The organism is Halomonas denitrificans, assembly GCA_019800895.1.
Taxonomy (GTDB): domain Bacteria; phylum Pseudomonadota; class Gammaproteobacteria; order Xanthomonadales; family Wenzhouxiangellaceae.
This window is the reverse complement of record JAHVKF010000002.1, coordinates 303943-326078: the sequence shown is the minus strand read 5'-3', so window position 1 is coordinate 326078 and position 22136 is coordinate 303943. Positions and strand designations below refer to the sequence as shown.

Below are 22136 nucleotides of genomic sequence, written 5' to 3'. Positions count from 1 at the left end.
ATGAAATCCTTCCACGTCAAAGCAGGTCTTCCGAAGCAGCGCGGCGCCGCACTGTTTGTCGCATTGATGTTTCTCATCATCCTGACCGTGGTCGGCCTGTCGGCCGCCAACGTCAGCGTGATGCAGGAGCGCATGGCCGGCAACGTCCGCGAGACCAACGAAGCCTTCCAGGAGGCTGAAGCGACGCTGCGCGAGATCGAGCAGGCGCTGGGCGCCTGCATTTCCGGCGCAGCGGGCTGTCCGCTGGGCTCGATTCCGATCTGGTCCGAAGCGCAGTCCGACCTCGGCATCGGCCGCAGTGCCTGCACCCTCGAGGCGCCCGGTGTGGACCCGGACGACTGGCCCTGGCGCCCGGCGCCGGAAACCGGCAATGAATACGTCGTCATCGCGCTGACCGACGCCGGCGCCGGCGGCACGATCTTCGGATCGGCGTGCCGGCCGATGAACGAACTGAACGACACCGCGATCGAGGAATACTTCCTGGTCGCAGCGCGCGCGGAGGGCCCGGCCGGTACCGGCGAGGCCGTCGTGCAAAGCATCTTCTTCTGGCCCGAATGAGCCCGTTGGCAGGGTGGAGAATCCAATGAAAGCACTCATGAACAAGTTCCAGCTCACGATGCTGGTCGCGCTTGCCGGCCTGGTGGCCGGGACGCCGCAGACCGCGCGAGCCGCGGATCTGAACATCTCGCAGTCGCCGCTGTTCGTGGCGACCAACGTCGAACCAAACGTGATGTTCACGCTCGACGATTCCGGCTCGATGCAGTGGGAGTACATGCCCGATGGCCCGGAATTCCGCTACACGCTGAAGCTGTTCCCTGCACCCTCCGGCCTGTACGGCGGCGTGGACTACGCCAACCAGGTGCCGTCGGTCAAGGACAGCAACATCCACAACCTGTACGGACGGTCCGCCGCCAACAACGGCGTGTTCTACAACCCCGATATCACCTACAGCCCGTGGTCGCGGCCCGACGGCAGCGAAATGGCGCCGGCCAACCCGCGCAACGCGCTGTACAACCCGGACCTTCCGGGTCTCGGTGGGCTGGACCTGACGCGCTCCCAGACCCAGTCGGCGATCTGGTTCCGCGGCAACAGCCTGGACCAGGCCTTCTGCGATCCCTGTAACGGGAACCACACCTACAAGCCGATCACCTACTACAACTACCAGGGCGGTCCTCGAGGGTCGGCGGCGAGCTACCAGAAGGTCGAGATCACGCTGGCCGACACGCCGGCGGGCGCGACCTTTACCTCGCCGGGCGGCGTCACGCGTACGCGCGATGAAGAAATCCAGAACTTCGCCAACTGGTTCCAGTACCACCGCTCGCGCATCCTGACCGCGCGCGGCGCGATCGGCAAGGCCTTCACCCGGATGCCGGACCAGGCCCGGGTCGGTTTCGCCGCGATCAACAATGGCTTCGCCATAGTCGACGGTGTCAGCACCCGCGCGGTCCTGCGCCCCGTCCGCCAGTTCAACCTGTCCGGCCGTCAGGCGTTCTACGACGAGCTCTACGGTCGCGTGATCAACAACTTCGGCACGCCGCTTCGGCTCGCCGCCGAGGCCGTCGGGGGATACTTCGAGCGCGCCGACGCTCGCGGCCCCTGGTCGACGACCCCGGGCCAGGCCGGCGGCGAGGACCTGGCCTGCCGTCAGAGCTTCCACATCCTGATGTCCGACGGCTTCTGGAACGGCGGCAACCCGAGCGTCGGCGACGCCGACGGGACGTCCGGCCCCACGATTACCGGGCCCGACCTCGGCCAGGGCGCGCAGAGCTACCAGTATTCGCCGGTCGCGCCGTTCGCCGACAGCTCGGAAAGCAATACGCTGGCCGACGTCGCCATGCACTACTGGAAGCGCGACTTGCGTCCGGATGTCGGTAATCGCGTCTCGACGACGCCCGAGGACCCGGCGTTCTGGCAGCACCTGGCCAGCTTCGGCATCGGCCTCGGGGTCAAGGGCAACATCGACCCCGAGGATGCCTTCGCGGCGATCGACACCCAGACCTCGATCGACTGGGGCGACCCGTACGACTCCAACGACGCCAAGATCGACGACTTGCTGCACTTCGGCCTGAACGGTCGTGGTGGGTTCTTCACCGCGGACGATCCGGAAACCTTCGCCGAGGAACTCGGCAACTTCCTGCTCGAGATCGTCGCGCGGACCTCGGCCACGACCGGGCTGTCCGTGTCGACCACCCGACTGACCGAAGGGTCGATCATCTACGCCGCCGAATTCGACAGCGAGGACTGGAGCGGCGAAGTCAAGGCCATCGACGTCTTCACCGGAAGCACCCAGTGGACGGCCTCCGCCCAACTCGATGCCCGCGATCCGAGCGGGCGGCGAATCTACACCTCCCGGGCCAGCGGTTTCGGCGGCCAGGACTTCGACGCCGACATGCAGCCGGCGCTGAAGGACCAGATCTCCACCGACGGCGCCCAGGCCAACAAGGTCATCGACTACATCCGCGGCGTTCGTTCCAACGAGCAGCAGTTCGGCGGCTCGCTGCGCGATCGGTCGACCGTGCTCGGCGACATCGTCAACTCGCGGCCGGTCTACGCCGGTGCGGGCAACGAGGGCTGGACGCGCCTGCCAGGTGCGGCAGGTTCGTCGTACAGCGACTTCGTCGATGCCAAGGTCGACGAGACCAAGGCGGTCTACGTCGGAGGCAACGACGGCATGATGCATGCCTTCGATGCCGAGACCGGTCGGGAACTGTTCGCTTACGTTCCCCGTTCGGTGCTGCCGAACCTGGAAGAGCTGACCAACCCGAACTACGGCCACCGGTTCTTCGTCGATGGCCAGATGGTCGTCCGCGACGCCTACAACGGCGGCTGGAAGCGGGTGCTGGTCGGCGGCCTGGGTGCCGGCGGTCGCGGGATCTTCGCCATCGACGTGACCGACCCCGATTCGCCGTCGGTGCTCTGGGAAATCACCGGCGACGACGAGCCGAACCTCGGCTTCACCTTCGGCGATCCGGTGGTTACCCGCCTGGGCAACGGAAACTGGGTCGCGATCTTCGGCAACGGATACAACAGCGCCGACAACAACGCCGTGATGTTCGTCGTCGACCTGTTCAACGGCAACGTGCTGCACGAGATCGAACTCGAGACGAGCAGCGATTCGAACGGACTCTCCGGCGTCGCTCCGCTGCTCAATCCGCTGACCCGCCAGTCCCTGTCCCGGGCCTACGCGGGGGACATCGAGGGCAACGTCTGGCGCGTCGACTTCAACGAGAGCGGCGTGCCCAGCGTCGCCTACAGCCAGGGCCTGTACACCGAGCCCGACGGGCGGCCGATCACTGCAACGCCCGGCCTGGCCGCAAGCCCGGCCGGTGGGCTGGTGGTGTACGTCGGTACCGGCAAGCTGATCGAGCCCGCGGATCGCCTCGTCGGCGGCCAGGGCATCGAGAAGCTCTACGCGCTGCGCGATCAGGATTCGCCGCTGCCGAACAATCCCGACTTCGGTGAACCGCAGATTTCCACGTCCGGAGGCCAGCGCGTCATCGAGGGCGAGACCGGCGATGACGGGTTCGTGCTGGATCTGACGCCGAACGGATCGCCGACCGGCGAACGTGTCCTGTCGCGTCCGCGCATCATCTTCGGCCAGGTCATCTTCTCGACCTTCGAACCGGAAGACGATCCCTGCGCGCCCGGCGGCGTCCAGCGGCTCTACGTGGTCGATGCGCTGACCGGCGGCGGTACGCTGGACAACATCTGCCCGAACTGCGGCGTGGTCGAGGTCGGCGTCGGTGCACCGATCGATCCCCCGATCATCATCCAGCCGCCCGCCCTGGGCGACGGCGACACCGACCCGGACGATCCGAGCAATCCGTTCGATCCCGGCGGCGGTCCGCCTGATCCGGGTGACGTCGGGGCAAGCGACGGCTGGTGTTCCCAGTTCGGTACGCTGAACCCGGTCACCGGCCAGCCGCTGCTGATCGGAACCATCTGCGACGGCCGCCAGGTCTGGCGACAGGCGCGATGAAGAATTCCAGGAGAAACGAAATGAACGCATTCAATCGAACGATCGTTACGGTGGCCGGCGCGCTTGCGCTGGCCCTGTTCACCGGCCCGCTCTTCGCCCAGGACGGCCAGGACGCTGTCCGGGACGATGCCGACATGGCGCTCGGGATTCCCCAGCCGATGACCGTCGAATCGATCGACCTCAAGAACGGTGTGGTCGTCCTCGACGGCGAGCGCTACCGGGTCTATCCGGGTCGAAAGGACCTCCGTGCCCCGGGTCGTGGTCCGGCGCTGGAGCTCCAGGACCTGGCGGTCGGCATGAGCGTACTGGTCGCAACCGACGGAACGCAGGCAGGCAGAGGCCACCAGCCCTACGTCCTCGGTCTCTGGCTCAATCAATAGGGGAAGGGCCATGAACAAGCTACGACTGCAGGGCGGGTTCACCCTGATCGAACTGATGATCGCGGTCGCGATTCTTGCCATCGTGATGGGCATCGCGATACCCAGCTACACGCAGTGGGTGATCGAGTCCGGGCGTGCCGATGGCAAGGCACAACTGTTCGAGACGGCACAGAACCTCGAGCGCTGTTTCACCCGCTACAGCACCTACGATTCCGATCAGTGCAACGTCGGTGACGGCGATGCGATCGAGTCGGAGAAGGGCAAGTACCAGGTCACCGTCGATGCCGAGCCGACCCGCTTCGAGCTGACCGCGGCGCCCCAGGGCGGTCAGGCGGACGATGACGAGTGCGCCTCCCTGATCCTCGATTCGACCGGCGCCCGGCGGATCAGCGACGACGCCACGGGAGACGTCGAGGACTGTTGGTAGGCCCGGCCTGCTCCGCGCGCCTCGAGTTCCGGACGAGCCCGCCCCGCGGGCTCGTTTCCGTTCGGGGAATCGAACGCGGCGGGGTGCAGCGCAGGCGGTTGAGTGCGGCACGGGGACCGCCTATCCTGAAGCCGTCTTCTCGAGGTCGCCGCCGATGACCGATCCCGCTCCGGGCGCGCCGCCGCTGCCCGACTTCTGTCAGCCGCAGGCCGTGCTGCTGGTGGTCCTGCTCGGTCTGATCCTGGCCCTTCTTCTGACTCTGTCCGCCGACGGCTTCGCGATGTTCTGGACCCGGCTCGGTCTGACGGCGATGTTCGTCGAGGTCGTCGTGCTGTCGTCGTCGCTGGTCCTTTGCTCGGCACGGAACGTTCTTTCGCGCCTGTCTCCCGCGCTCGCCTACCTCGCGATCTTCGTGGTCATCCAGCTGTTGGTGGTGGGCGCGACCCTTGCTGCCGGAACGCTGTTGCCGACGCTCACCTACGACGCCGATCACGATCTGTTGTTCTCGGTGCTGCGCAATGCGTTCATCGCGGCGCTGTCCGCCCTGGTCCTGCTGCGCTTCCTCAGCCTGCACCGCCAGTGGCAGCGGCAGGTACGCGCCGAAGCCAGCGCGCGGCTGGCGGCGCTCCAGGCCCGGATCCGGCCCCATTTCCTGTTCAACGCGCTGAACACGATCGCCAGCCTCGTGCGCTCCCGGCCCGAGCAGGCCGAGGGTGCCGTGCTCGATCTGGCTGACCTGCTGCGGACCGCGCTGGCCGAAGACGCCCGTCATACGCTGGCCGAGGAGCTCGACCTGGTGCGCGGCTACCTCCGGATCGAGGCCTTGCGTCTCGGTGATCGTCTGGCCATCGACTGGACGATCGGGGACGACGCACCGACCGAGGGGCGGATTCCGGCGCTGCTGATCCAGCCCCTGGTCGAGAACGCGATCGTTCACGGCATTGCCCGCCGCGACGACGGCGGGCGCCTGGCCATGACCGTCGATCGGGAAGGCCGCAACCGCTGGCGGGTGGTGATCGAGAACCCGCTGCCGCCGAACGGAGAGGGCGAGGCGCGAGGCGGGCACCGGATCGCCCTGGACAACGTCCGCAAGCGCATGGAACTGGCCTTCGGCGAGGAAGGACGATGCCGCGTCGAGCACGGCGAGGCGCACTTCCGGATCGAGCTATCCGGGCCCGCCGAGGCGTGATCGAGTTCCGTGTCGGCCGTTCGATCGCCGCGGCCGGGGCGCCGGTCGATCAGGCCTCGGGACGCGCCTCGGGTGCCTCTCCGGTCTCCGCCGCCGCACCGGCCGGTTCCGACGCAGCGCTCGGCGATTCCGGGTCCGCCACCTCGTCCGCTTCGGGATGCATTTCCAGGGCGGCCGGGGACGTCGCGAACTGCGGCACGAACTCGCCCTGGTCGGCCATCGGTAGCGGCTTGCTGACCGACATCCGGTAGCGAGCGAAGGCCGCCGGCACCAGCGCCGTGGACGCGATCCACAGCATCAGTGCCTTCGGGCCGACCCACTGCATCAGCGCGCCGGCGAGGATGGGACCGAGAATCGCACCGCTCCCCCACAACAGCTGCAACGACGAGGTCACTTCGAGAACCTGCGAGCGCTCCAGATGGTCGTTGGTGTGCGCGGCCGCCAGGGAATAGATGCTGAAGGCGAAGCATCCATAGGCGAAGCCGCCGAGCAGCACGCCCCACTTGCCGAGCGGGATCAGCAGCGCGGTCGACGCCGCACCCAGCGATGCGAACACGCAGACCCAGGCCAGGACCCGTCGCCGCTCCATGCGGTCGGACAGGCGGCCGACCGGCCACATCATCAGCATGCCGCCGAGTATGGTCAGCGCCATGAACGGTGCAACGAGGCCGGGCCCCATGCCGAGTTCGGCCGCGAACACCGGGCCCAGGCCCCAGAACGACCCGGCGCCCAGGCCGGAGAAGACACAGCCGATGACGCCCAGCGGAGAGATCGAATAGAGCCTGCGCAGCCCGAGTCGGGCGGCTTCGACCAGCGGCGGCTCGCTGACCCGCGTCATCGCCACGGGGACCAGCCCCAGCGACAGCAGCACCGACGCCAGCGCGAACAGCTCGAGCCGGGACTCGTCGCCGGTCAGCAGCAGCATCTGACCCAGCCCGAGCCCGATCAGGGTGGTGGTCATGTAGGCCGAGAACACGTGGCCGCGCTCTTCGTTCGCGGTCTGTTCGTTCAGCCAGCTTTCGATGGCGATGTACAGGCCCACGATGCACAGCCCCGCCGCGAATCGAAGGATCAGCCAGGGGATCGGGTGGACGTAGAGGCCGTGCAGCAGGGTCGCGACCGAGGCCAGCGAGGCCAGCGCGGAGAAGGCGCGGATGTGGCCGATTCGCCGGATCAGCCGCGGCACCCAGAACGTGCCGGTCACGAAACCCGCGAAATACCCGGACATGATCCAGCCGAGCATCGAGGCGCTCATGCCCTCGAGCTGCCCGCGCACGCCGAGCAGCGTGCCCAGCAGACCGCTGCCGGCGAGGATCACGGCCACGCCGATCAGGAGCGTCAGTACGGCACGGATCGCGCGCATGAGAAGGTACCGGTGTTCGGGATCGAACCGCGCATCCTAGCATCGGCCACGGCGCTCGCGCGCGTCGCGGCATACTACGCGAATGGAATTCCGACTCACCGCGCGGATCTTCGACGGGCCGGCCGGACCGTGGCTGCGCCTGATGCGCTTCGACCGGCCGATCGGGATCGCACTGCTGCTCTGGCCGACCTGGTGGGCGCTGTTTCTCGCCGGCGCCGGTGCACCTTCGCTGAAGAACCTGGCGATCTTCACGGCCGGCGTGATCGTGATGCGCGCGGCCGGCTGCGTGATCAACGATTACGCCGATCGCGAGCTCGACCCGCACGTCGAGCGGACCTCGCGCCGGCCCCTGGCGGCCGGCGAGATCGCACCGCGCCAGGCCCTGGCGCTGTTCTTCGGCCTGCTCGCGATCGCCTTCGCGCTCGTCCTGCTGACCGACCCGCTCACCGTGCTGCTGTCCTTCGTCGGGGCATTGCTGGCCGGCAGCTACCCGTTCTTCAAGCGCTTCACCCACCTCCCGCAGGTCGTGCTCGGTGCCGCGTTCGGCTGGGCCATCCCGATGGCCTTCGCGGCGGAGCTCGGCCGGATCCCGGAAGCCGCGTGGTGGCTGTACGGCATCAACCTGGTCTGGGTGCTGGTCTACGACACGGAGTACGCGATGGCCGATCGGGCCGACGACCTGGCGGTAGGCGTGAAGTCCACGGCGATCCTGTTCGGCCGCTTCGACGTGCCGATCCTGGCCGCGCTGATGGGCTTGATCGTCGCCGGCCTGTGGCTGTTCGGCCTGCGCTTCCTGCCGCACCCGGCCTGGTACGCGGCGGTGGTGATCGTCTTCGGCCTCCTGCAGGTCCAGCTCTGGCGGATCCGCGACCGCGATCCGCAGGCCTGCTTCCGCGCGTTTCTCTCGAACCACTGGGTGGGATTCACGATCTGGATGGGCGTCGTCGGCGCGCTCTGGCTGCGCTGATCGGGAGCGGACGGGGCGGCACCCGCACCCGCTGGGCCCGCGCCTCTCTGCCACCGGCGCATTCGCTCGCAAGCTCGCTCCCACAGGCCCTTCGATCGGGCGCTTTGGGCAGCTTCCAATCCGCGAGCGGTTTCCATCCAAGCCGCCTTCTGTCGTCCTGCACTCGACGCGGGCTCCTGTGACTTCGATCTGGGCCAAGGGAAGTCGCCGGGCCCTGGGTCAGGCCCGGGGCGACGGGAGTGGGCAGGGCGGTGGTTCCCTGTCGTCCCGCACTCGATGCGGGATCCAGTGACTTCGATTGGGGCCGTTGAACATTGCTGGAAAGCGGGTCCGGCCCGGGGCGATCGGGCACGAGATCGCGTCTGTGGGAGTGAGCTTGCGAGCGATTGCCTGCGTGCTCGGAGCGTGCGCGTCCCGCGCTAGGAAGGATGCCTGATGAACCAGCACCCGTGAATCCGCTGATTCCGCTCGAAGTCCTTCGGTATCGACCACGTCGTTCGATCCTCGATGTCGAAGGCCTCGGCCAGGGCTTCGTCGAGCTTGAAGGAACGCAGGTTGTTGGAAAAGATCAGGGTTCCGCCGGGCGCCAGGACGCGCATGGCGTCGCGGATCAGCGCGGGGTGGTCGCGCTGGATGTCGAGCGTATCGTCCATGCGCTTGGAATTGGAGAAGCTGGGCGGGTCGAGGAAAATCAGGTCGAAGACCTGGTCGCATTCGCCGAGCCAGGTCCGGACGTCGGCGTGGATCGCCGTGTGGGCGGCGCTGGAAACCGGATTCAGACCGAGGTTGCGACGCAGCCAGGCGAGGTAGGTCCTGGACAGATCGACACTGACCGACGATTGCGCGCCGGCCACCGCCGCGTGGATCGTCGCCGCGCCGGTGTAGCAGAACAGGTTCAGGAAGCGCTTGCCGGCCGCATGCTCCGCGATCCACTGGCGCACGGGGCGATGGTCGAGAAACAATCCGGTGTCGAGGTATTCGGTCAGGTTGACTTCGAGCCGGACGGCGCCCTCGCGCACGGTGAGCACGCGGGCGCGGTCCGATTGTCGATCGTACTGGTCGGTGCCCTTCTGGCGCTTGCGTACCTTGAACACCATGCGCTCCGGCGCGACATCCAGCGCCTCGGGGATCGTGGCAAGCGCCGCCCGGAGCCGGGCCCTGGCCTTGCCGGGGTCGACGCTCGCCGGTGCCTGGTACTCCTGGACGTGCAGCCAGTCGCCGTGGTCGCTGCCGTAGCGGTCGATCGCCAGCGCGTACTCGGGCAGGTCCGCGTCGTAGACCCGGTAGCAGGTCACGTCCTCGCGTCGCGCCCACTTGCGCAGCGCCTTGTCGTTCTTCACCAGGCGGTTGTGCAGGTCCCGGGCGGCCGGCCCGTCGCTGCCCGGCGTGGTACCGAGCTCGAAGTGCTCCAACCGGCAGTCGATCGGCCCGTTGCGCATGGCCCAGCTGCGGGTCGGCTTCAGGCCGATCTCGCAGCCCGCGCCGTTGAGGACCAGCGCATTCCACTCGGCAAAGTGACGCTTGAGCAGCTCGCCTAGTCGTACGTAGAGCGGCATCAGTTCATGGTCGTCACCGATCCGTTCGCCGTAGGGCGGATTGGTCGCGACCAGTCCACCCCCGGTGCCTTTCGGCGGCGCGGCCTGGCCGAGTTCGCGACGCTCGACGTGGACCCGACCGCGCAGGCCCGCGCGCTCGATGTTGCCGATGGCCGCCCTGACGGCACGTCCGTCGCGGTCGTAGCCGACGATCGGTGGGATGCGCCCGGCGCCGGCCTCCTGGCGCTCGAGGGCCTCGTCGATCAGGCGTTTCCAGAGTGCGTCGTCGTGTCCGAGCCAGCGCTGGAAGCCGAAGCGCGTCCGCAGCAGCCCGGGGGCCACGTCGCCTGCGATCCACGCGGCCTCGATCAGCAGGGTGCCGGAGCCGCACATCGGGTCGACCAGCCCGCTGCCGCCCGCGGCGATCCGCGGCCAGTCCCCGCGCAGCAGCATCGCGGCCGCTAGATGTTCCTTCAGCGGCGCCTCGACCGCGGCTTCGCGATAGCCGCGCTTGTGCAGGCTGTCCCCGGAGAGGTCGATGGAGACGGTGGTGGCGGCCCGGTGCTGGTGGACGTGGATGCGCAGGTCGGGCGACTGCGGGTCGACATCGGGTCGAATGCCGTGCGCGTCCCGGAATCGATCGACGACGGCATCCTTGGTGCGCTGCTGGGCATAGCGGGCGTGGCCGACGGCCGGGCGTACCCCGGTGAAATCGACCGCCAGCGAGCCCTCGGGCCGCATGTGCGCAGACCAGTCGACTTCCAGGGCGTGGCGGTAGAGTGCATCGGCATCGTCGGCCTCGAAGGCGGCGATGGGCATCAGTACCCGGCCCGCGACGCGTGACCACAGGCAGGCGCGGTAGGTCCCGGCCAGGTCGGTCCGCAGCTCGACCCCGCCGCGCCCGGGCCGGGCGTCGTCGAAGCCCAGGCCGGCCAGCTCCCGGGCCAGCAGGTCCTCGAGGCCTTGCGGCGCGGTCGCGAACAGGTCGATGCTCATGGGCGGGTTTTCATCCTCGATGTCGATGTACTCCTCGATGTCGATGCGTCGGCGCTCCTGGCCGGGGTGGGTGGGCCGGCGGCCGCGGTCGATTCGGCCGCAATGGACCTCCATTGCATACCTGCGACCCCGGCAGGGTCCATCGTTTCTTCCTCGCCGCCCGCCGCCGGGAGCGTGCATCCCCCGCAACGGTCGAAGCTCGATGGTGCCCGATTCCGCCGCCGGCGTGGGGAAACGCTCCGATCGCGACCGGCCGGCAACTGGACGCGCGGGCAATTGCGACCGATAATCGTCCGTTGGACTGGAGGGACGCGGATGTCAGGATCCTGGATCGACCGATGGTCGGGCGGCTTGTCGCTCGAGCGTGACGATCGACGCCGACTGGAGTCGATCTCGACGCGTGGGCGAAGCTTCGAAGCCGGCCAGGTCCTGGTGTTCGAGGACGACGACGCGCCGCTGCTGTTCTTCGTCGAGCGGGGCTGGGCGGCGGCGGTGCGCGACCTGGCCGATGGGTCCATGCAGATCCTCGACCTGTTCCTTGCCGGCCAGATCATCGGCTTGCGCGAGATCACCAGCCCCGACGCGATCTCCTCGTACCGCGCGCTGACCGATCTCGATGTCCAGATCATCCGCAAGTGCGAAATGCAGGATCTGATCGAGCACTGTGCGCCGATCCGGGAGCAGGTGTTCCGGGCCATTGCCCGGGAGGAGGCGTGGCTGCTGGAGCGGATCACGATGCTCGGCCAGCGCGACGCGGCCCAGTGCCTGGCGCACCTCATGCTGGAGCTCGAGGACCGGCTTTCGGCGTCCGCGGGGGGAAGCGCGTCGGCGAAACCTTCCGGAAATGGCACCGACGACGGCTTCGACCTGCCGTTGAACCAGGAGCAACTCGGGAACATCGTTGGCATCACGCCGGTCCACGTCAGCCGGACCCTGAAGCAACTTGCCTCGGACGGGCTGCTCGAAGTCGACCGGAATCGGGTGCGCATTCTCGATCGAACGCGCTGCGAAGACTTTTCCGACTACGATCGCCGACGCATGCGGCTCGACCCGTAGCATTGGCCGAGCAGGGCGGGATGGCGACGCACGACCTTGTCGCGCCGGATCGACCCCTGGCCCAACCAACTGACCCAACCAACGTTCATCGCTCCGCACGCGGGCGCGGTCGATTCGTACCGGGCTGCGAGCACGCAGCGAAATCTCCGGACCGCTCCTCGGTGCTCGCCGAAAACAGAAAACGCCGGATCGGCGGCCGATCCGGCGTGTTACATGTCCAGCGCTTGTGCGGGCGATGCGATCGACGGAAGCGTCAGGCGCCTGCGTGCTCGCCCTCACCGGGAAAGGACGTCAGCGTGGACGTCGGCCCATCAGGAACAGCACCAGTGCGACCACCAGGCCGACCACGAACAGGATCCACGCGATGTTGGCCGCGGCGCCCGCGATTCCGCTGAAGCCGAGTACACCGGCAATCAGCGCCACAATCAGAAAGATCAGTGCCCAAGACAACATGTCGTTTCCTCGCTGTGAGTTGAGAGTGCGTCGTGATGACGCTGTCGATACGGTATGCGTCGCTTCGGCGCCCCGCCTTAACCCAGATCAACGCATCGATTAACCCCGGTCAATGCGCGCGCATCCCACGCCGATTACGATTTCTGCACAATATGAAGCGCAGCCGCACTGCAGTTCCCTGACGCATCGACCCTCTTGATCAGAAATCTATCGATCGAGAATCAATTGGCCGATTCGTCATCGTCGGTCCTGTCGTGCGTCGAAGCTGTAGCGGAAAACCCACCCATGTACCCGAGGAGAACCTCATGAAGTTCACCGACCTGACCAAGCTCCTGATCGCCGCACTGATGGCCGCATCGTTCGCGCTGACCGGCTGCGACAACGATGGTCCGATGGAAGAGGCCGGCGAGGAAATCGACGAGGCCGCTGAAAATGTCGAGGACAGCGTCGAAGACGCTGCCGACGACGTCGAAGACGAAATCGACGGCTGAATCGTTCGTGCTGCGGATGCCGGTCGGGCCTTCCCGGCCGGCAGGCGCAGTTCGGACAGGTGGGCATTCGTTTCCGGCGCGGGCCGTGTGCGGCCGGCCGATGACATCGACCTCGACTTGACGATCGCGCGATACGGTCCGGCCTCTGGACACTCTTCGCGAACGATGCGGTTTTCTAACGGAACGGGCGAGGTGTCCATGATTCGCGCCTGATCCGGCGCCTCGAGCACCGGGCAATCTCATTCCGAACTGGAGAACGTCTCCATGACCGACTTCGTCGTATTCGGGTTTCAGGCCGTCAGCGGAGCGGCCGGCCTGGGCGAGGTTCGTCATCCCCGCTTGCCGCGCCGGGCCGAATGGGAGTTCAACCTGAAGCTGTACGCCGCCCTGGGCGGCGCCCCCTCGCTTTCCCGCACCGGTCGCGAACCGGATTCCCTGAGCGACACTCACTGGCACCTGTTGTTCGAACATGCGCTCGGGGTCACGCTCCGGCCCGGGCATTCCGTCGAATGCTATCGAAACGGGGCAGAAATCTTCCCGCCGATGCTGCGCGCCATCGAGAGCGCCCAGCGCAGCATCGAGTTCCTGTTCTTCGTGTACTGGGGCGGCGACGTGGCCCGGCAGTTCTGCGATGCGCTGGTGGCACGGGCAGAAGCCGGGGTCCGTGTCCGGGTGCTCCTCGACGGGGTCGGAAGCGCGCCAATGCCTCGTTCGATCCGCCGAAAGCTCGAAGACAGCCCGGTCGAACTGCGCGTCTTCCACCCGATCCCGCACTGGAAATTCTGGGGCACGGCCTCGCGCACGCACCGCAAGATCCTCGTGACCGACGGCGAACTCGGCTTCACGGGCGGGGTCGGCATCGCCGAGGAGTGGACCGGCCGGGCCGACCGACCGGATCGTTTCCGGGATACGCAGTTCGCCTTGACGGGGCCGGCGGTCGCAGAATTGCGCGCCGCGTTCCACGCCAACTGGGCCGCCGCCGGTGGCCGGCTGCCCGATCCGCTGGACGTGCCGCTGGACACCGCCGCTGGCGACCGTGACCTGTCGGGTCGCGACCGCGTCGCCGACGGCGAGCGCGTGAGCGATGTGCGGTGCGGCGTCCTGGCCGCGACCAGCGCCGAGGAATGTTCCGAGATCGCGCTGATGTTCCAGCTGCTGGTCATGGGCGCGCAGTCGACGCTGGACATCGTCACCCCCTACTTCGTGCCCGGGCCCGCGCTCTGCGACGATCTCTGCGCGGCCGCGCGGCGCGGCGTGCAGGTTCGGGTCATGGTCAGCGGGCGTCAGACCGATCATCGCCTGCCCCGCTGGGCCGGACACCGCTACTACCAGCAGCTGCTCGATGCGGGCGTCGAAATCCTCGAGTACGACGGTACGCTGCAGCACGCCAAGGCGATCGTCGTCGACCGGAGGGCCGTGTGCATCGGCTCGCCGAACATGAACCAGCGCTCGATGTGTCTTGACGACGAAATCGCCGTCCTGGCCCTCGATCGCGACCTGGCCGATCTCCTGTTGAAGGACTTCGACGGAGACTGTGAACGATGTCGCGTGATCGATCCGGAGCAATGGCCTCACCGTGGGTTCGTCCATCGCCTGCGCGAGCGGTGGGCCTCGATCTTCGAGGCGCAGCTCTGATCGTCACGCAGCCGGGCAGAGCCGGCCCCTGCCGGAAAGGTAACCACGAAATGCTGGAATTCCTGGAACCGCTGCTGAAGCTTCTGTTCGCGTTCGTGCTGGCCATGCCGGCGGCCATCAACCGCGAGCGCTACAGCCAGATCATGGGCCTGCGGACGTTTCCGCTCGTGTCCATGGGTGCCTGCGCCTACGCCGTGGTCGCCCTGGGCGTGCTGGATCCGTCCGATAGCGACGCGACCGCCCGCATCATGCAGGGCATCCTGACCGGCATCGGCTTCATTGGCGGCGGTGCCATCCTGAAAGGCGACAATCGAGTTCGCGGCACCGCGACCGCAGCCACGATCTGGGGCCTGGGCGCCATGGGCACGGCGGTTGCCTTCGAGCAGTGGGGCGTCGCGATCGCACTCAGCGTCGTCAGCTGGCTGGCGCTCAGCGTGCTGTTCGACCTCAAGGAAGAAGTCGATCACGACTACGACCGGGAAAAGGACGTCGACCGGGACGAAACAGACGATTGAACCGGCCCCGGCGTCGTGGCCATCCGATTCAGGTGACCAACCCACGGTCGGCCGGAGTGGTGGGCCCTGCAGGACTTGAACCTGCGACCTACCGATTATGAGTCGGCTGCTCTAACCAGCTGAGCTAAGGGCCCGCGAACCGGTGGATGGAAGGGAGGCGGGACGCGCGGTGCCCGTCCTGCCGCAGCGGCATCAGTCGCTCTTCGCGCCGCCTTCGTTTTCCCTGGCCAGCGCCTCGGCGTTCGGCGCCGTGACCATGGTGTCGGAACCGCCGAGCGGCTTGGCGTCCTTGCCCTGCATCTTCAGCTCGGCCTTCTTGCGCTCCTGGATGTAGCCCAGGTTGTTCTTGTACAGCTGCGCGACCTTGTCGACGCCACCCGGCCCGAGGTAGCCCTCGTTTCCGGCGGCGATGAAGGTCGCGTAGATGCCCGACGCGGCCATCAGTGCGGCAGAGACGATCTTGACGTCCTGGCCGCTTTCCTTCGACAGCTTGTTGGCCAGGTCGATGAAGGCGGTGGTCGCTCGGTTGTGCGCTTCGAGCTGCTGCTTCTGCTGTTCGTTGACTTCGGTCATGATGCTCGTTCGATTCGATCCAAGCCGATCAGGATATCACGCGGTTGGCGGGCGTCCGATCGCTCAACCCTCGTCGCCCGCGCTGTCCAGCGCCTGGACCAGGTCCTCGTAACCGCCGGCATTGACCAGGCCGCCATAGCCGCGCTCGCGCATCGCCTCGATCACCCGACTGGCCCGCCGGCCCGAGCCGCAGTAGAGCACGACGGCGGCGTTGTCGTCGTCGCCGAACTCCTCGTCGAGGAAGCGTTCGATCTCGTCGAGCCGGTCGTGCGAGATCCGGGTCGCGCCCTCGACCATGCCGGTCTCGGCGACTTCCTCCTCGGAGCGGACATCGAGCACCGGCACGCCCAGTTCGACCAACCGCGCGGCCATCCGGGGGTAGATGTTCGGGTTGTCGTCCGCCGGCTCGGATTGCTGGGCGGCCAGGGGCAGGGCCAGCAGAAGGGCGGAGAGGAACAGGGTGAGGCGAACAGCAGACAGGTTCTGACGCATGGCGAACTCCCGGGTACGGACCGTGTGGGTTCAGCGATCTATCATAAAGCTCACGTCGGCGCCGGTGTCGCTTTCGCCCGACGTGGCCCGCAGGCCCCACCGGCGCGACAGTTCGAAGCGGGCCGCCAGCACGTTGCCGGTGTCGAACAGGCCCAGGCCGTAGCTGACGAACAGCCGCGGCAGCACCCAGAACCCGACGTTGAACGCGCCCTGGCCGGCCGCGTGATCGAACTCGGCCCCGGTGAGCACGTAGGCCAGCGCCTTCGCCCGGCTCGACGGCGGCGTGGTGAACAGCTCGATCTCCGGGTCCTGGGCCGGGCCCCGGATCTGGACCCCCGCGTATTCGACCGACGGGTCGCCGAAGATCTCGCGGACCGCCTCGATGTCCAGGCGCGGATTGTCGATCGGCCGGTTGGAGAAGATCACGTCGCCGCTGCGCACTTCCAGGTTCTGGCCGTAGGAACGATAGGCCCCGTCGACCAGCTGGATGCGGCCGTCGGCCGTGGGCATCATTCCGTCGCCGTTCCAGGTGATGTCCAGTTCGCCGGCCAGCCGGGTGGTCATGCCGGCGGCTTCCATCCTCACGTCGTCGCCCAGGCGCAGCCCGACGGTCCCGACGATCGGGCGAATCGGCGCGGTTTCGGCAGCAGCGTCCTCGTCCTCGGGTTCGGCGCCGACGATGACCACGTCGTCCGAGGGCTGGATCCGGGATTCGGAGCCCGGGGGCAGGCCGAGCAGGGCCGAGTCCACGACCAGGGTTCCGTCGAGCTCGAGGCCGTCGGCCTCGAAGCGAGCCGCGAGGTCGGGGCTGATCGTCATCCGCAGCCACTCCGCATCGAACAGCTGCAGGCCCTCTCCGTCGACGGCGACCCGCCCGCGCCAGGCGCCGGTCTCCCTGGCCATGCGGCCGTCGATCCGGGCCCGGCCGTCCCCGGCTTGGAAGGCGCCCGTCAATCGGCCGCCGGTCTGGTCCGCGTCGAGCGTGAGATCGATCGCGGTCAGGTCCATGCCGTAGGGGGCGTGCACGATCCGGCCTTCGCGGAGCCGGGCCTCGCCGTCGAACTCGGGGGCGAGCAACGGGCCTGCGACCGTAAGTTCGGCGTCGAGGCGGCCCTGCAGCCGATCCAGCTGCGGGACCAGGCGATTGAAGGCGGACAAGCGCGGCAGGTTCAGGGACAGGCGACCGTCGATGCTCGTGGTCGACGGATCGTTGACGTTCGGGATGGCGACCCGGCCCACGATAGTGCTGGCGCCTTCGAGACGCAGGTCCAGGTCGGCCTGCACCGATCGCGGTTCGGGCGAGGCCAGCGCCAGGTCGGCGCCCTCGATGGTCAGCAGTTCGCCATCGGTGCCCAGCAGCTGCACCGGTCCCGAATCCATCAGCAGGCGGCCGTCGACGCCGGTGAGGCCGGCGCCGTCCCAGGCGACCCGGGCCAGGCCGCGCAACTCCGTGCCGATCGAGAAGGCCGGGTCCAGCGGCAACAGCACCAGGTCGGTCGGCACCGCATTGAATGCCACCGCGGCCCGGCCTTCGCTCGCCGACGGGCCGACGGCCGCATCGAGTTCGTTCAGGCACAGTCGGCCGTCGTGGCCCGTGGTCCACAGGCAGGCGGGGCCGGCCGTGATGCGATCCGCCCCGTAGGCGATCTCCAGCGGCCGGTCGAGGCGCCACAGGCCGAGCGGGGTTTCGGCGATCACCAGGCGGTCGATCTGTCCCTGCCACGCCTCGGCCGGGTTCGCGCAATCCGCCAACATTCCGCCCGCGGCCAGGTCCAGCGTGGCGCGGGTCCCGCTGGCGTAAGCGTTGAGCCGGTGCTGCCGGCAATCGCCGACCAGCGTCAGTTCGACCCGGTCGAGCCGCTCCCAGGGGTTCAGGTCGATGTCCTCGGCCGTGATGCGCGCCGTGGCCGAGGGTTGCTCGCCCCACTCGACCACCCCGCGCGATTGGAGCGCGCCGGCGCGCCGCGCGCCGACGATCACCCCGGGACTGGCGAGCTCCCACTCGAGCCGGCGTTCGTCGGTCCGGACCACGGTATCGGCGGTCAGCTCTCCGGCAAGCGTCGGCCAGACCTGGTCGAGCCGGTCCGCGTCGATCGACACGGTCCATGCCGTTGGGCCCGGGCGGTCGATCACGGCGCGGTTCTCGCCGAGCGCCAGCTCCACCGACGCGCGTTCCACGCGGGTGCCGGCGATGCGCAGCTCGCCGTCGCCGGCCAGCGGCTGGCCGCGGATCTGGCCGCCCAGCGAGCGGATTTCCAGTGCCAGGTCCTCGCCGGCCAGGTCCAGCCGGGCCTGTCCGTCGACCCGGCCCGGCAGCTGCGGGACGAAAACGCCCGGATCGAAGCGTTCCAGCGCGAGGTCCAGGTCGGCCGTCGGCACCTCGCCGAGGCCGGCGCGGCCGGAAAAGCGAAGCTGTCCGGCATCGTCGGGCCGGATCATCCCGCGCTCGATCCGGGCCTGCGTCCGATCGCCTTCGGCGTCGATCTCGACCCGGGTCCGGGGCTGGTCGGGCAGCTGCAGCCACGCGCCGAGCTCGGCCTGCCATTCCTCCAGCGTGCCGCGGCCCTCGAAGCGCCCGGCGGCGCTGGAAAACAGCGGCTCGCTGTCGTCGAGCACCGGCGGCCAGACCAGTTCGGTCCAGTCCAGGGCAACCGACGCGTGCCGGTCCTCGAACCGGTAGCGGCCCTGGCCATCGACGCGCAGTTCGGCCGGCGGCGCCTGCAGGGCGAAGCCTTCGACCACCACCGCTTCGGGGGTCACCCGCGCCTCGACCGTGCCGGCGAGACGCGCCTGGCTGGGCCATTCCGGGTACAGCGAGGTAAAGTCCAGGCCGGACAGTTCGATCGTGGCCGACCCGGTCGGGGCCTCGGCCCAGTTCGCCTGCCCGGTGGCCCGAAGCTCGCCGTCGAGCAGGCGCGCGACCAGCGTGGCCTGCTCGATCGCGTCCGCTCCGCCCCGGGCCTCCAGCGACACGTCCGTCTCCGGCGCCCGGGCGAGGGCGACCCGCGACTCGGCGTCCGCCTGCCAGTCGCCGGCCCGGCCTTCGATATGGATTTCCATCTCGTCGATCCGCCCGTCCAGGCCGGGCCAGTTCACGATCGCGCCGGTCCAGTCCAGGCGACCGCTCAAGGCGCCCGGGTCGGGCAGGCCGCGCAGCTCGGCCTCCAGCTGCCCGCGCACGGCGCCGCGCAGGTCCGCGCCGATGGACAGGCGGTCCAGCGGGCCGTCCAGCGCGACGTCGGCGGCCAGGTCGAGGTCGTCGAGCACGGGGCGGAGCTCCGCGTCGAGGTCCATCGTCCACGGCTCGGCCAGGCCGGCCCGACCCTGCAGGCGCAGCGTGCCCTGCGGCGACTCGACCTCGAGGCGCTCGAGATGCAGTGCGGCGAAGGCCGAGCCGGACAGGGCGGCGCGCTCGATTCGCAGCAGTTCCGCGCCGTCGGCGTCGTTGACCGTCAGGCCGTCGAGCCGGAGCCGGTCCACCCCCACCGGGATCGGCAGCGCGTAGTTGCCGGGCCGGAACGGTTCGGCCTGCGCGTCGGGGTCGGCCGGCGGCAGCGTGACGGTCACGTCGGTCAGCGCAAGGCGTTCGATCTGTACGTCGAACGGGGGGAACGGCGTGAGGCCCACCGCGAGGTCGATGCGGCCGGCCGAGACCTCGAGTCCGGCCTGCGCGAACTCGAGGTCGTCGAGCACCAGGCCGTCGCTCAGGCTGCCTTCGGCGCGCGACCACTCGAGCCGCTCGGTCCTCGACTGGGCCTGGCCGAGTAAGAACTCCGCGCCGCTCCGGGTGGCGGTCAGCCACCACCAGGCGATCATCGCCGCGAGCAACAGAACGCCGACGAGAACGGCCAGTGCCAGCCCCAGGCGGACGAGGGTTCGCTTCTTCACAGCAGCTTGGTCCCGATGGTGAAGTGAATGCGCAGGCTGTCGTCGGCGAACGCGCGGGCGAAGTCCAGCTGCACCGGTCCGATCAGCGTGTACCAGCGAACGCCCACGCCGGCGCCGGCCTTCAGCTCCGGTTCCTTCCAGTCGTTGAACGCATTGCCGACATCGTAGAACGCGGCCACGGAAAAGTCGCCGTAGAAGTTGAACTCGTATTCGGCCGAGCCGACCAGCAGGTGGTTGGCGCCGTTGCGGTTGGTGCTCAGGTCCTCGAAGGCGTAGCCGCGCACGGTGCGATCGCCGCCGGTCTTGAACCGGAACAGCTCGGGCAGCTCGGTGATTTCGAGCTCCAGCCGGCGCGGGTCGTCCGGCAGCTGCAGGTCGAAGGTCGTGGTGTCGGCCTCCGTGTAGCCGACCTCGCCGCGCAGCAGGAGCTTGTGCCGCGGCAGGAACTGCCAGTGCCAGCGCGCGGTGCCGTAGGCCTGGGCGAAGCTGACGTCCGAGCCGGCCGCCTCGCTCGAGCCGAGGAAGCGGACCTGGGCGTACTGGCCTTCCTGGCCGAAGCCTTCGCCGCGAAGCCGGAACAGGGTCCACTCGGCGCCGGCGGCCAGGGTCTGCGTGTCCGTGTCGAGGAAGCGCCGCAGATCGGGGTAGTTCGCCAGCAGCGCGCTCTGTTCCTCGCTCAGGGACTCGGCCGAGAACGCATCGAACTGTTCCTTCAGCACGGTCACGAAGAGTCGCTCTTCGAGCGGGCTGTAGTCGTCCAGGATCAATCGTTCGCGCAGCCGGCCGAAGGTGACCTGGGCCTGGTTACGGTTGCCGCCGAAGGATTCGAAGACCGGCTCGATATCGTTCTCGTCCTCGAAGCGGAAGCGGTCGCGCTCGCGCTTGAGCAGCAGGCCGCCGGTCAGGAAATTGGCCGGCAGGCTGCCGAAGGGACGTTGGTAGTCCAGCCGGTAGATGAATTCCTGGTCGGCCTGCTGGGCCCCGAAGCGCATGTCGAAGCGATCGCCGCCGTCGCCGACGTAGTGACGCTGCCAGCCGAGCTGGATCCGGGCGCCCGTATCGGTGCCGAAGCCGGCCAGGGCGCGATAGGTGTTCGGCGGCCGCCGCTCGAGTTCGTAGCGCAGGTCGACGGCGTCGCGCTCAGGATCGCGCCGGGTCTCGACGATCACGCTCTCGAAGTAGCCGCTGCGAGCCAGCACTTCGCGCTGGCGGTCCAGTTCGCCGGCCACGTAGGCTTGTCCGCCGTCGATCACGGTCAGGCGCCGCATCAGGTCCGCGTCGAAGGCGACCTCGCCGAAGTCCACTTCGCCGAAGGCATAGCGCGGTCCGCCGTCGTAGTGGAGATCGATGGTCGCCTCGTTGCGGAATGGCTCGACTTCGATCCGGCGGTCCAGGTAGCGCGCCTCGAAGAAGCCCAGATCGTCGGCCAGGCCGTCCAGGCGGTCCAGGTGCTGCCGCCAGGCGAGGTGGCGCAGGACGCTGCCCTCGGGCAGCGGCCAGTCCGTTCGCCAGCGGTCGAACTCGGCCAGCTCCGCCGCCGGCCCGTCGATCCGGATCTGCGCGCGCTCGATGCGCACCGGGTCGCCGGGCACCACCTGGACCCGGGCGGTCCACGGCGCCTCCGGTCCGTCGGGCTCGAGCAGGCGCACCGCGACGCGCGGGTTGTAGAGGCCGAAGGGCTGCAGCGCCAGGCGGACTTCCTCGGCAGCATCGTCGGCCATCTGGCGCAAGCGCCAGACCGAAACGTCGTCGAGCGATTCGGCCTGCACCAGCGACAGCGAAGCGCGCACGTTGGCCAGCGTCTCGCCGTCCAGGCCGGAGACCTCGGTGCGGACCGTCGCGGCGTGCGCGGACACGATACCGATCAGCAGCAGGAGAGCCGCGATCCGTCGCGCGTGGATTGGAAGACGTGGATGCATTGCCAAGACTCTACCTTGCCTGCCGGCTGACTTTGGTAAAGGGTTTGTTAGGGGGAGGGACTCGGGGAAAGGGACTCGGGGCTAGTAGGGGGAAGGGAAAAGGGGCGAGGGACTGGGGATGAGATAACGCCGAGGAGGGCGGGGTGAACCGGGGACGCGTTCAACGCGCGCCAGGAACCGGGGCGGGGTCTGTTGGAGCGAGCTTGCTCGGGAAGCGTTTGCGACGGGCGGTTCGCGCGCGAGCGGCCTCCAACAGGTCGGGGCGTTCTGCTTGCACC

Annotated in this window: 17 protein-coding genes and 1 tRNA gene; 10 read left to right on the top strand and 8 right to left on the bottom strand. The window is 68.4% G+C overall.

Features of this window, described 5'->3' with window-relative positions; genetic code table 11:
• The 5 genes from KUV67_05580 to KUV67_05560 all read left to right on the top strand — a co-directional run bounded on the left by KUV67_05580 (position 1) and on the right by KUV67_05560 (position 5975).
• The gene (locus tag KUV67_05580; GenBank protein ID MBY6204340.1) at positions 1-558 is read left to right on the top strand and encodes a hypothetical protein; all 558 of its coding nucleotides are present in this window, start codon (positions 1-3) and stop codon (positions 556-558) included.
• Between the two features lie 25 nt (positions 559-583).
• Positions 584-3979, top strand: coding sequence for a hypothetical protein (locus KUV67_05575; GenBank protein ID MBY6204339.1), 3396 nt, complete (start codon positions 584-586; stop codon positions 3977-3979).
• A gap of 20 nt (positions 3980-3999) precedes the next feature.
• A complete protein-coding gene (locus KUV67_05570; protein ID MBY6204338.1) occupies positions 4000-4359 on the top strand; it encodes a hypothetical protein in 360 nt (119 codons plus the stop codon).
• 10 nt (positions 4360-4369) lie between these two features.
• Entirely contained in the window at positions 4370-4786 is a 417-nt protein-coding gene (locus KUV67_05565; protein MBY6204337.1) for a type IV pilin protein, read from the top strand.
• Between the two features lie 154 nt (positions 4787-4940).
• Positions 4941-5975, top strand: coding sequence for a histidine kinase (locus tag KUV67_05560; GenBank protein MBY6204336.1), 1035 nt, complete (start codon positions 4941-4943; stop codon positions 5973-5975).
• A 49-nt stretch (positions 5976-6024) separates the two neighbouring features.
• Here KUV67_05560 and KUV67_05555 read toward each other — a convergent pair whose 3' ends face one another.
• Positions 6025-7338: an MFS transporter gene (locus tag KUV67_05555; GenBank protein ID MBY6204335.1), complete on the bottom strand. Its 1314-nt coding sequence runs from the start codon at positions 7336-7338 to the stop codon at positions 6025-6027.
• Positions 7339-7480: 142 nt separating this feature from the next.
• On the opposite strand from KUV67_05555, the gene ubiA reads away from it, so the two are divergent.
• Entirely contained in the window at positions 7481-8305 is an 825-nt protein-coding gene (ubiA, locus tag KUV67_05550) for a 4-hydroxybenzoate octaprenyltransferase (GenBank protein MBY6204334.1), read from the top strand.
• 419 nt (positions 8306-8724) lie between these two features.
• Here the strand turns inward: ubiA and rlmKL are convergent, their stop codons facing one another.
• Positions 8725-10830 (bottom strand): bifunctional 23S rRNA (guanine(2069)-N(7))-methyltransferase RlmK/23S rRNA (guanine(2445)-N(2))-methyltransferase RlmL, encoded by a 2106-nt coding sequence (gene rlmKL, locus KUV67_05545; GenBank protein MBY6204333.1) that lies wholly within the window; start codon positions 10828-10830, stop codon positions 8725-8727.
• A 321-nt stretch (positions 10831-11151) separates the two neighbouring features.
• Between rlmKL and KUV67_05540 the strand changes: the two genes are divergently transcribed.
• Positions 11152-11892, top strand: a complete 741-nt coding sequence (locus KUV67_05540) for a Crp/Fnr family transcriptional regulator (protein MBY6204332.1) — start codon at positions 11152-11154, stop codon at positions 11890-11892.
• 291 nt (positions 11893-12183) lie between these two features.
• Here KUV67_05540 and KUV67_05535 read toward each other — a convergent pair whose 3' ends face one another.
• Positions 12184-12345 (bottom strand): DUF1328 domain-containing protein, encoded by a 162-nt coding sequence (locus KUV67_05535; protein MBY6204331.1) that lies wholly within the window; start codon positions 12343-12345, stop codon positions 12184-12186.
• 305 nt (positions 12346-12650) lie between these two features.
• On the opposite strand from KUV67_05535, the gene KUV67_05530 reads away from it, so the two are divergent.
• From KUV67_05530 to KUV67_05520, 3 genes are all read left to right on the top strand, one after another.
• On the top strand, positions 12651-12836 hold the full coding sequence (locus KUV67_05530) for a hypothetical protein (GenBank protein ID MBY6204330.1): 186 nt from the start codon (positions 12651-12653) through the stop codon (positions 12834-12836).
• 264 nt (positions 12837-13100) lie between these two features.
• Positions 13101-14471 carry a hypothetical protein gene (locus KUV67_05525; protein ID MBY6204329.1) on the top strand — a complete coding sequence of 457 codons (1371 nt, stop codon included), beginning with the start codon at positions 13101-13103 and terminating at the stop codon, positions 14469-14471.
• 50 nt (positions 14472-14521) lie between these two features.
• Positions 14522-14986: an MgtC/SapB family protein gene (locus KUV67_05520; GenBank protein ID MBY6204328.1), complete on the top strand. Its 465-nt coding sequence runs from the start codon at positions 14522-14524 to the stop codon at positions 14984-14986.
• A gap of 57 nt (positions 14987-15043) precedes the next feature.
• On the opposite strand, the gene KUV67_05515 is transcribed toward KUV67_05520, so the two are convergent.
• The 5 genes from KUV67_05515 to KUV67_05495 all read right to left on the bottom strand — a co-directional run bounded on the left by KUV67_05515 (position 15044) and on the right by KUV67_05495 (position 21858).
• A tRNA-Ile gene (locus KUV67_05515) sits at positions 15044-15120 on the bottom strand.
• Positions 15121-15178: 58 nt separating this feature from the next.
• Positions 15179-15559, bottom strand: a complete 381-nt coding sequence (locus KUV67_05510) for a DUF3144 domain-containing protein (GenBank protein MBY6204327.1) — start codon at positions 15557-15559, stop codon at positions 15179-15181.
• Between the two features lie 63 nt (positions 15560-15622).
• The gene (locus tag KUV67_05505) at positions 15623-16051 is read right to left on the bottom strand and encodes a rhodanese-like domain-containing protein (protein MBY6204326.1); all 429 of its coding nucleotides are present in this window, start codon (positions 16049-16051) and stop codon (positions 15623-15625) included.
• 30 nt (positions 16052-16081) lie between these two features.
• Positions 16082-19939 carry a translocation/assembly module TamB domain-containing protein gene (locus tag KUV67_05500; GenBank protein MBY6204325.1) on the bottom strand — a complete coding sequence of 1286 codons (3858 nt, stop codon included), beginning with the start codon at positions 19937-19939 and terminating at the stop codon, positions 16082-16084.
• A complete protein-coding gene (locus tag KUV67_05495) occupies positions 19936-21858 on the bottom strand; it encodes a BamA/TamA family outer membrane protein (protein MBY6204324.1) in 1923 nt (640 codons plus the stop codon). The genes KUV67_05500 and KUV67_05495 overlap by 4 nt, the downstream gene beginning before the upstream one ends.
• Positions 21859-22136: the final 278 nt, after the last annotated feature.

What these genes read in the sequence shown, in the direction of transcription:
- KUV67_05525 (MBY6204329.1), top strand. Translation starts at nt 13,101, where the DNA reads ATGACCGACTTCGTCGTATTCGGGTTTCAGGCCGTCAGCGGAGCGGCC.
- KUV67_05505 (MBY6204326.1), bottom strand. Translation starts at nt 16,051, where the DNA reads ATGCGTCAGAACCTGTCTGCTGTTCGCCTCACCCTGTTCCTCTCCGCC.
- KUV67_05570 (MBY6204338.1), top strand. Translation starts at nt 4,000, where the DNA reads ATGAACGCATTCAATCGAACGATCGTTACGGTGGCCGGCGCGCTTGCG.
- KUV67_05555 (MBY6204335.1), bottom strand. Translation starts at nt 7,338, where the DNA reads ATGCGCGCGATCCGTGCCGTACTGACGCTCCTGATCGGCGTGGCCGTG.
- KUV67_05510 (MBY6204327.1), bottom strand. Translation starts at nt 15,559, where the DNA reads ATGACCGAAGTCAACGAACAGCAGAAGCAGCAGCTCGAAGCGCACAAC.
- KUV67_05575 (MBY6204339.1), top strand. Translation starts at nt 584, where the DNA reads ATGAAAGCACTCATGAACAAGTTCCAGCTCACGATGCTGGTCGCGCTT.
- KUV67_05495 (MBY6204324.1), bottom strand. Translation starts at nt 21,858, where the DNA reads ATGCATCCACGTCTTCCAATCCACGCGCGACGGATCGCGGCTCTCCTG.
- KUV67_05520 (MBY6204328.1), top strand. Translation starts at nt 14,522, where the DNA reads ATGCTGGAATTCCTGGAACCGCTGCTGAAGCTTCTGTTCGCGTTCGTG.
- ubiA (MBY6204334.1), top strand. Translation starts at nt 7,481, where the DNA reads ATGCGCTTCGACCGGCCGATCGGGATCGCACTGCTGCTCTGGCCGACC.
- KUV67_05535 (MBY6204331.1), bottom strand. Translation starts at nt 12,345, where the DNA reads ATGTTGTCTTGGGCACTGATCTTTCTGATTGTGGCGCTGATTGCCGGT.
- KUV67_05530 (MBY6204330.1), top strand. Translation starts at nt 12,651, where the DNA reads ATGAAGTTCACCGACCTGACCAAGCTCCTGATCGCCGCACTGATGGCC.
- KUV67_05565 (MBY6204337.1), top strand. Translation starts at nt 4,370, where the DNA reads ATGAACAAGCTACGACTGCAGGGCGGGTTCACCCTGATCGAACTGATG.
- KUV67_05560 (MBY6204336.1), top strand. Translation starts at nt 4,941, where the DNA reads ATGACCGATCCCGCTCCGGGCGCGCCGCCGCTGCCCGACTTCTGTCAG.
- KUV67_05540 (MBY6204332.1), top strand. Translation starts at nt 11,152, where the DNA reads ATGTCAGGATCCTGGATCGACCGATGGTCGGGCGGCTTGTCGCTCGAG.
- KUV67_05580 (MBY6204340.1), top strand. Translation starts at nt 1, where the DNA reads ATGAAATCCTTCCACGTCAAAGCAGGTCTTCCGAAGCAGCGCGGCGCC.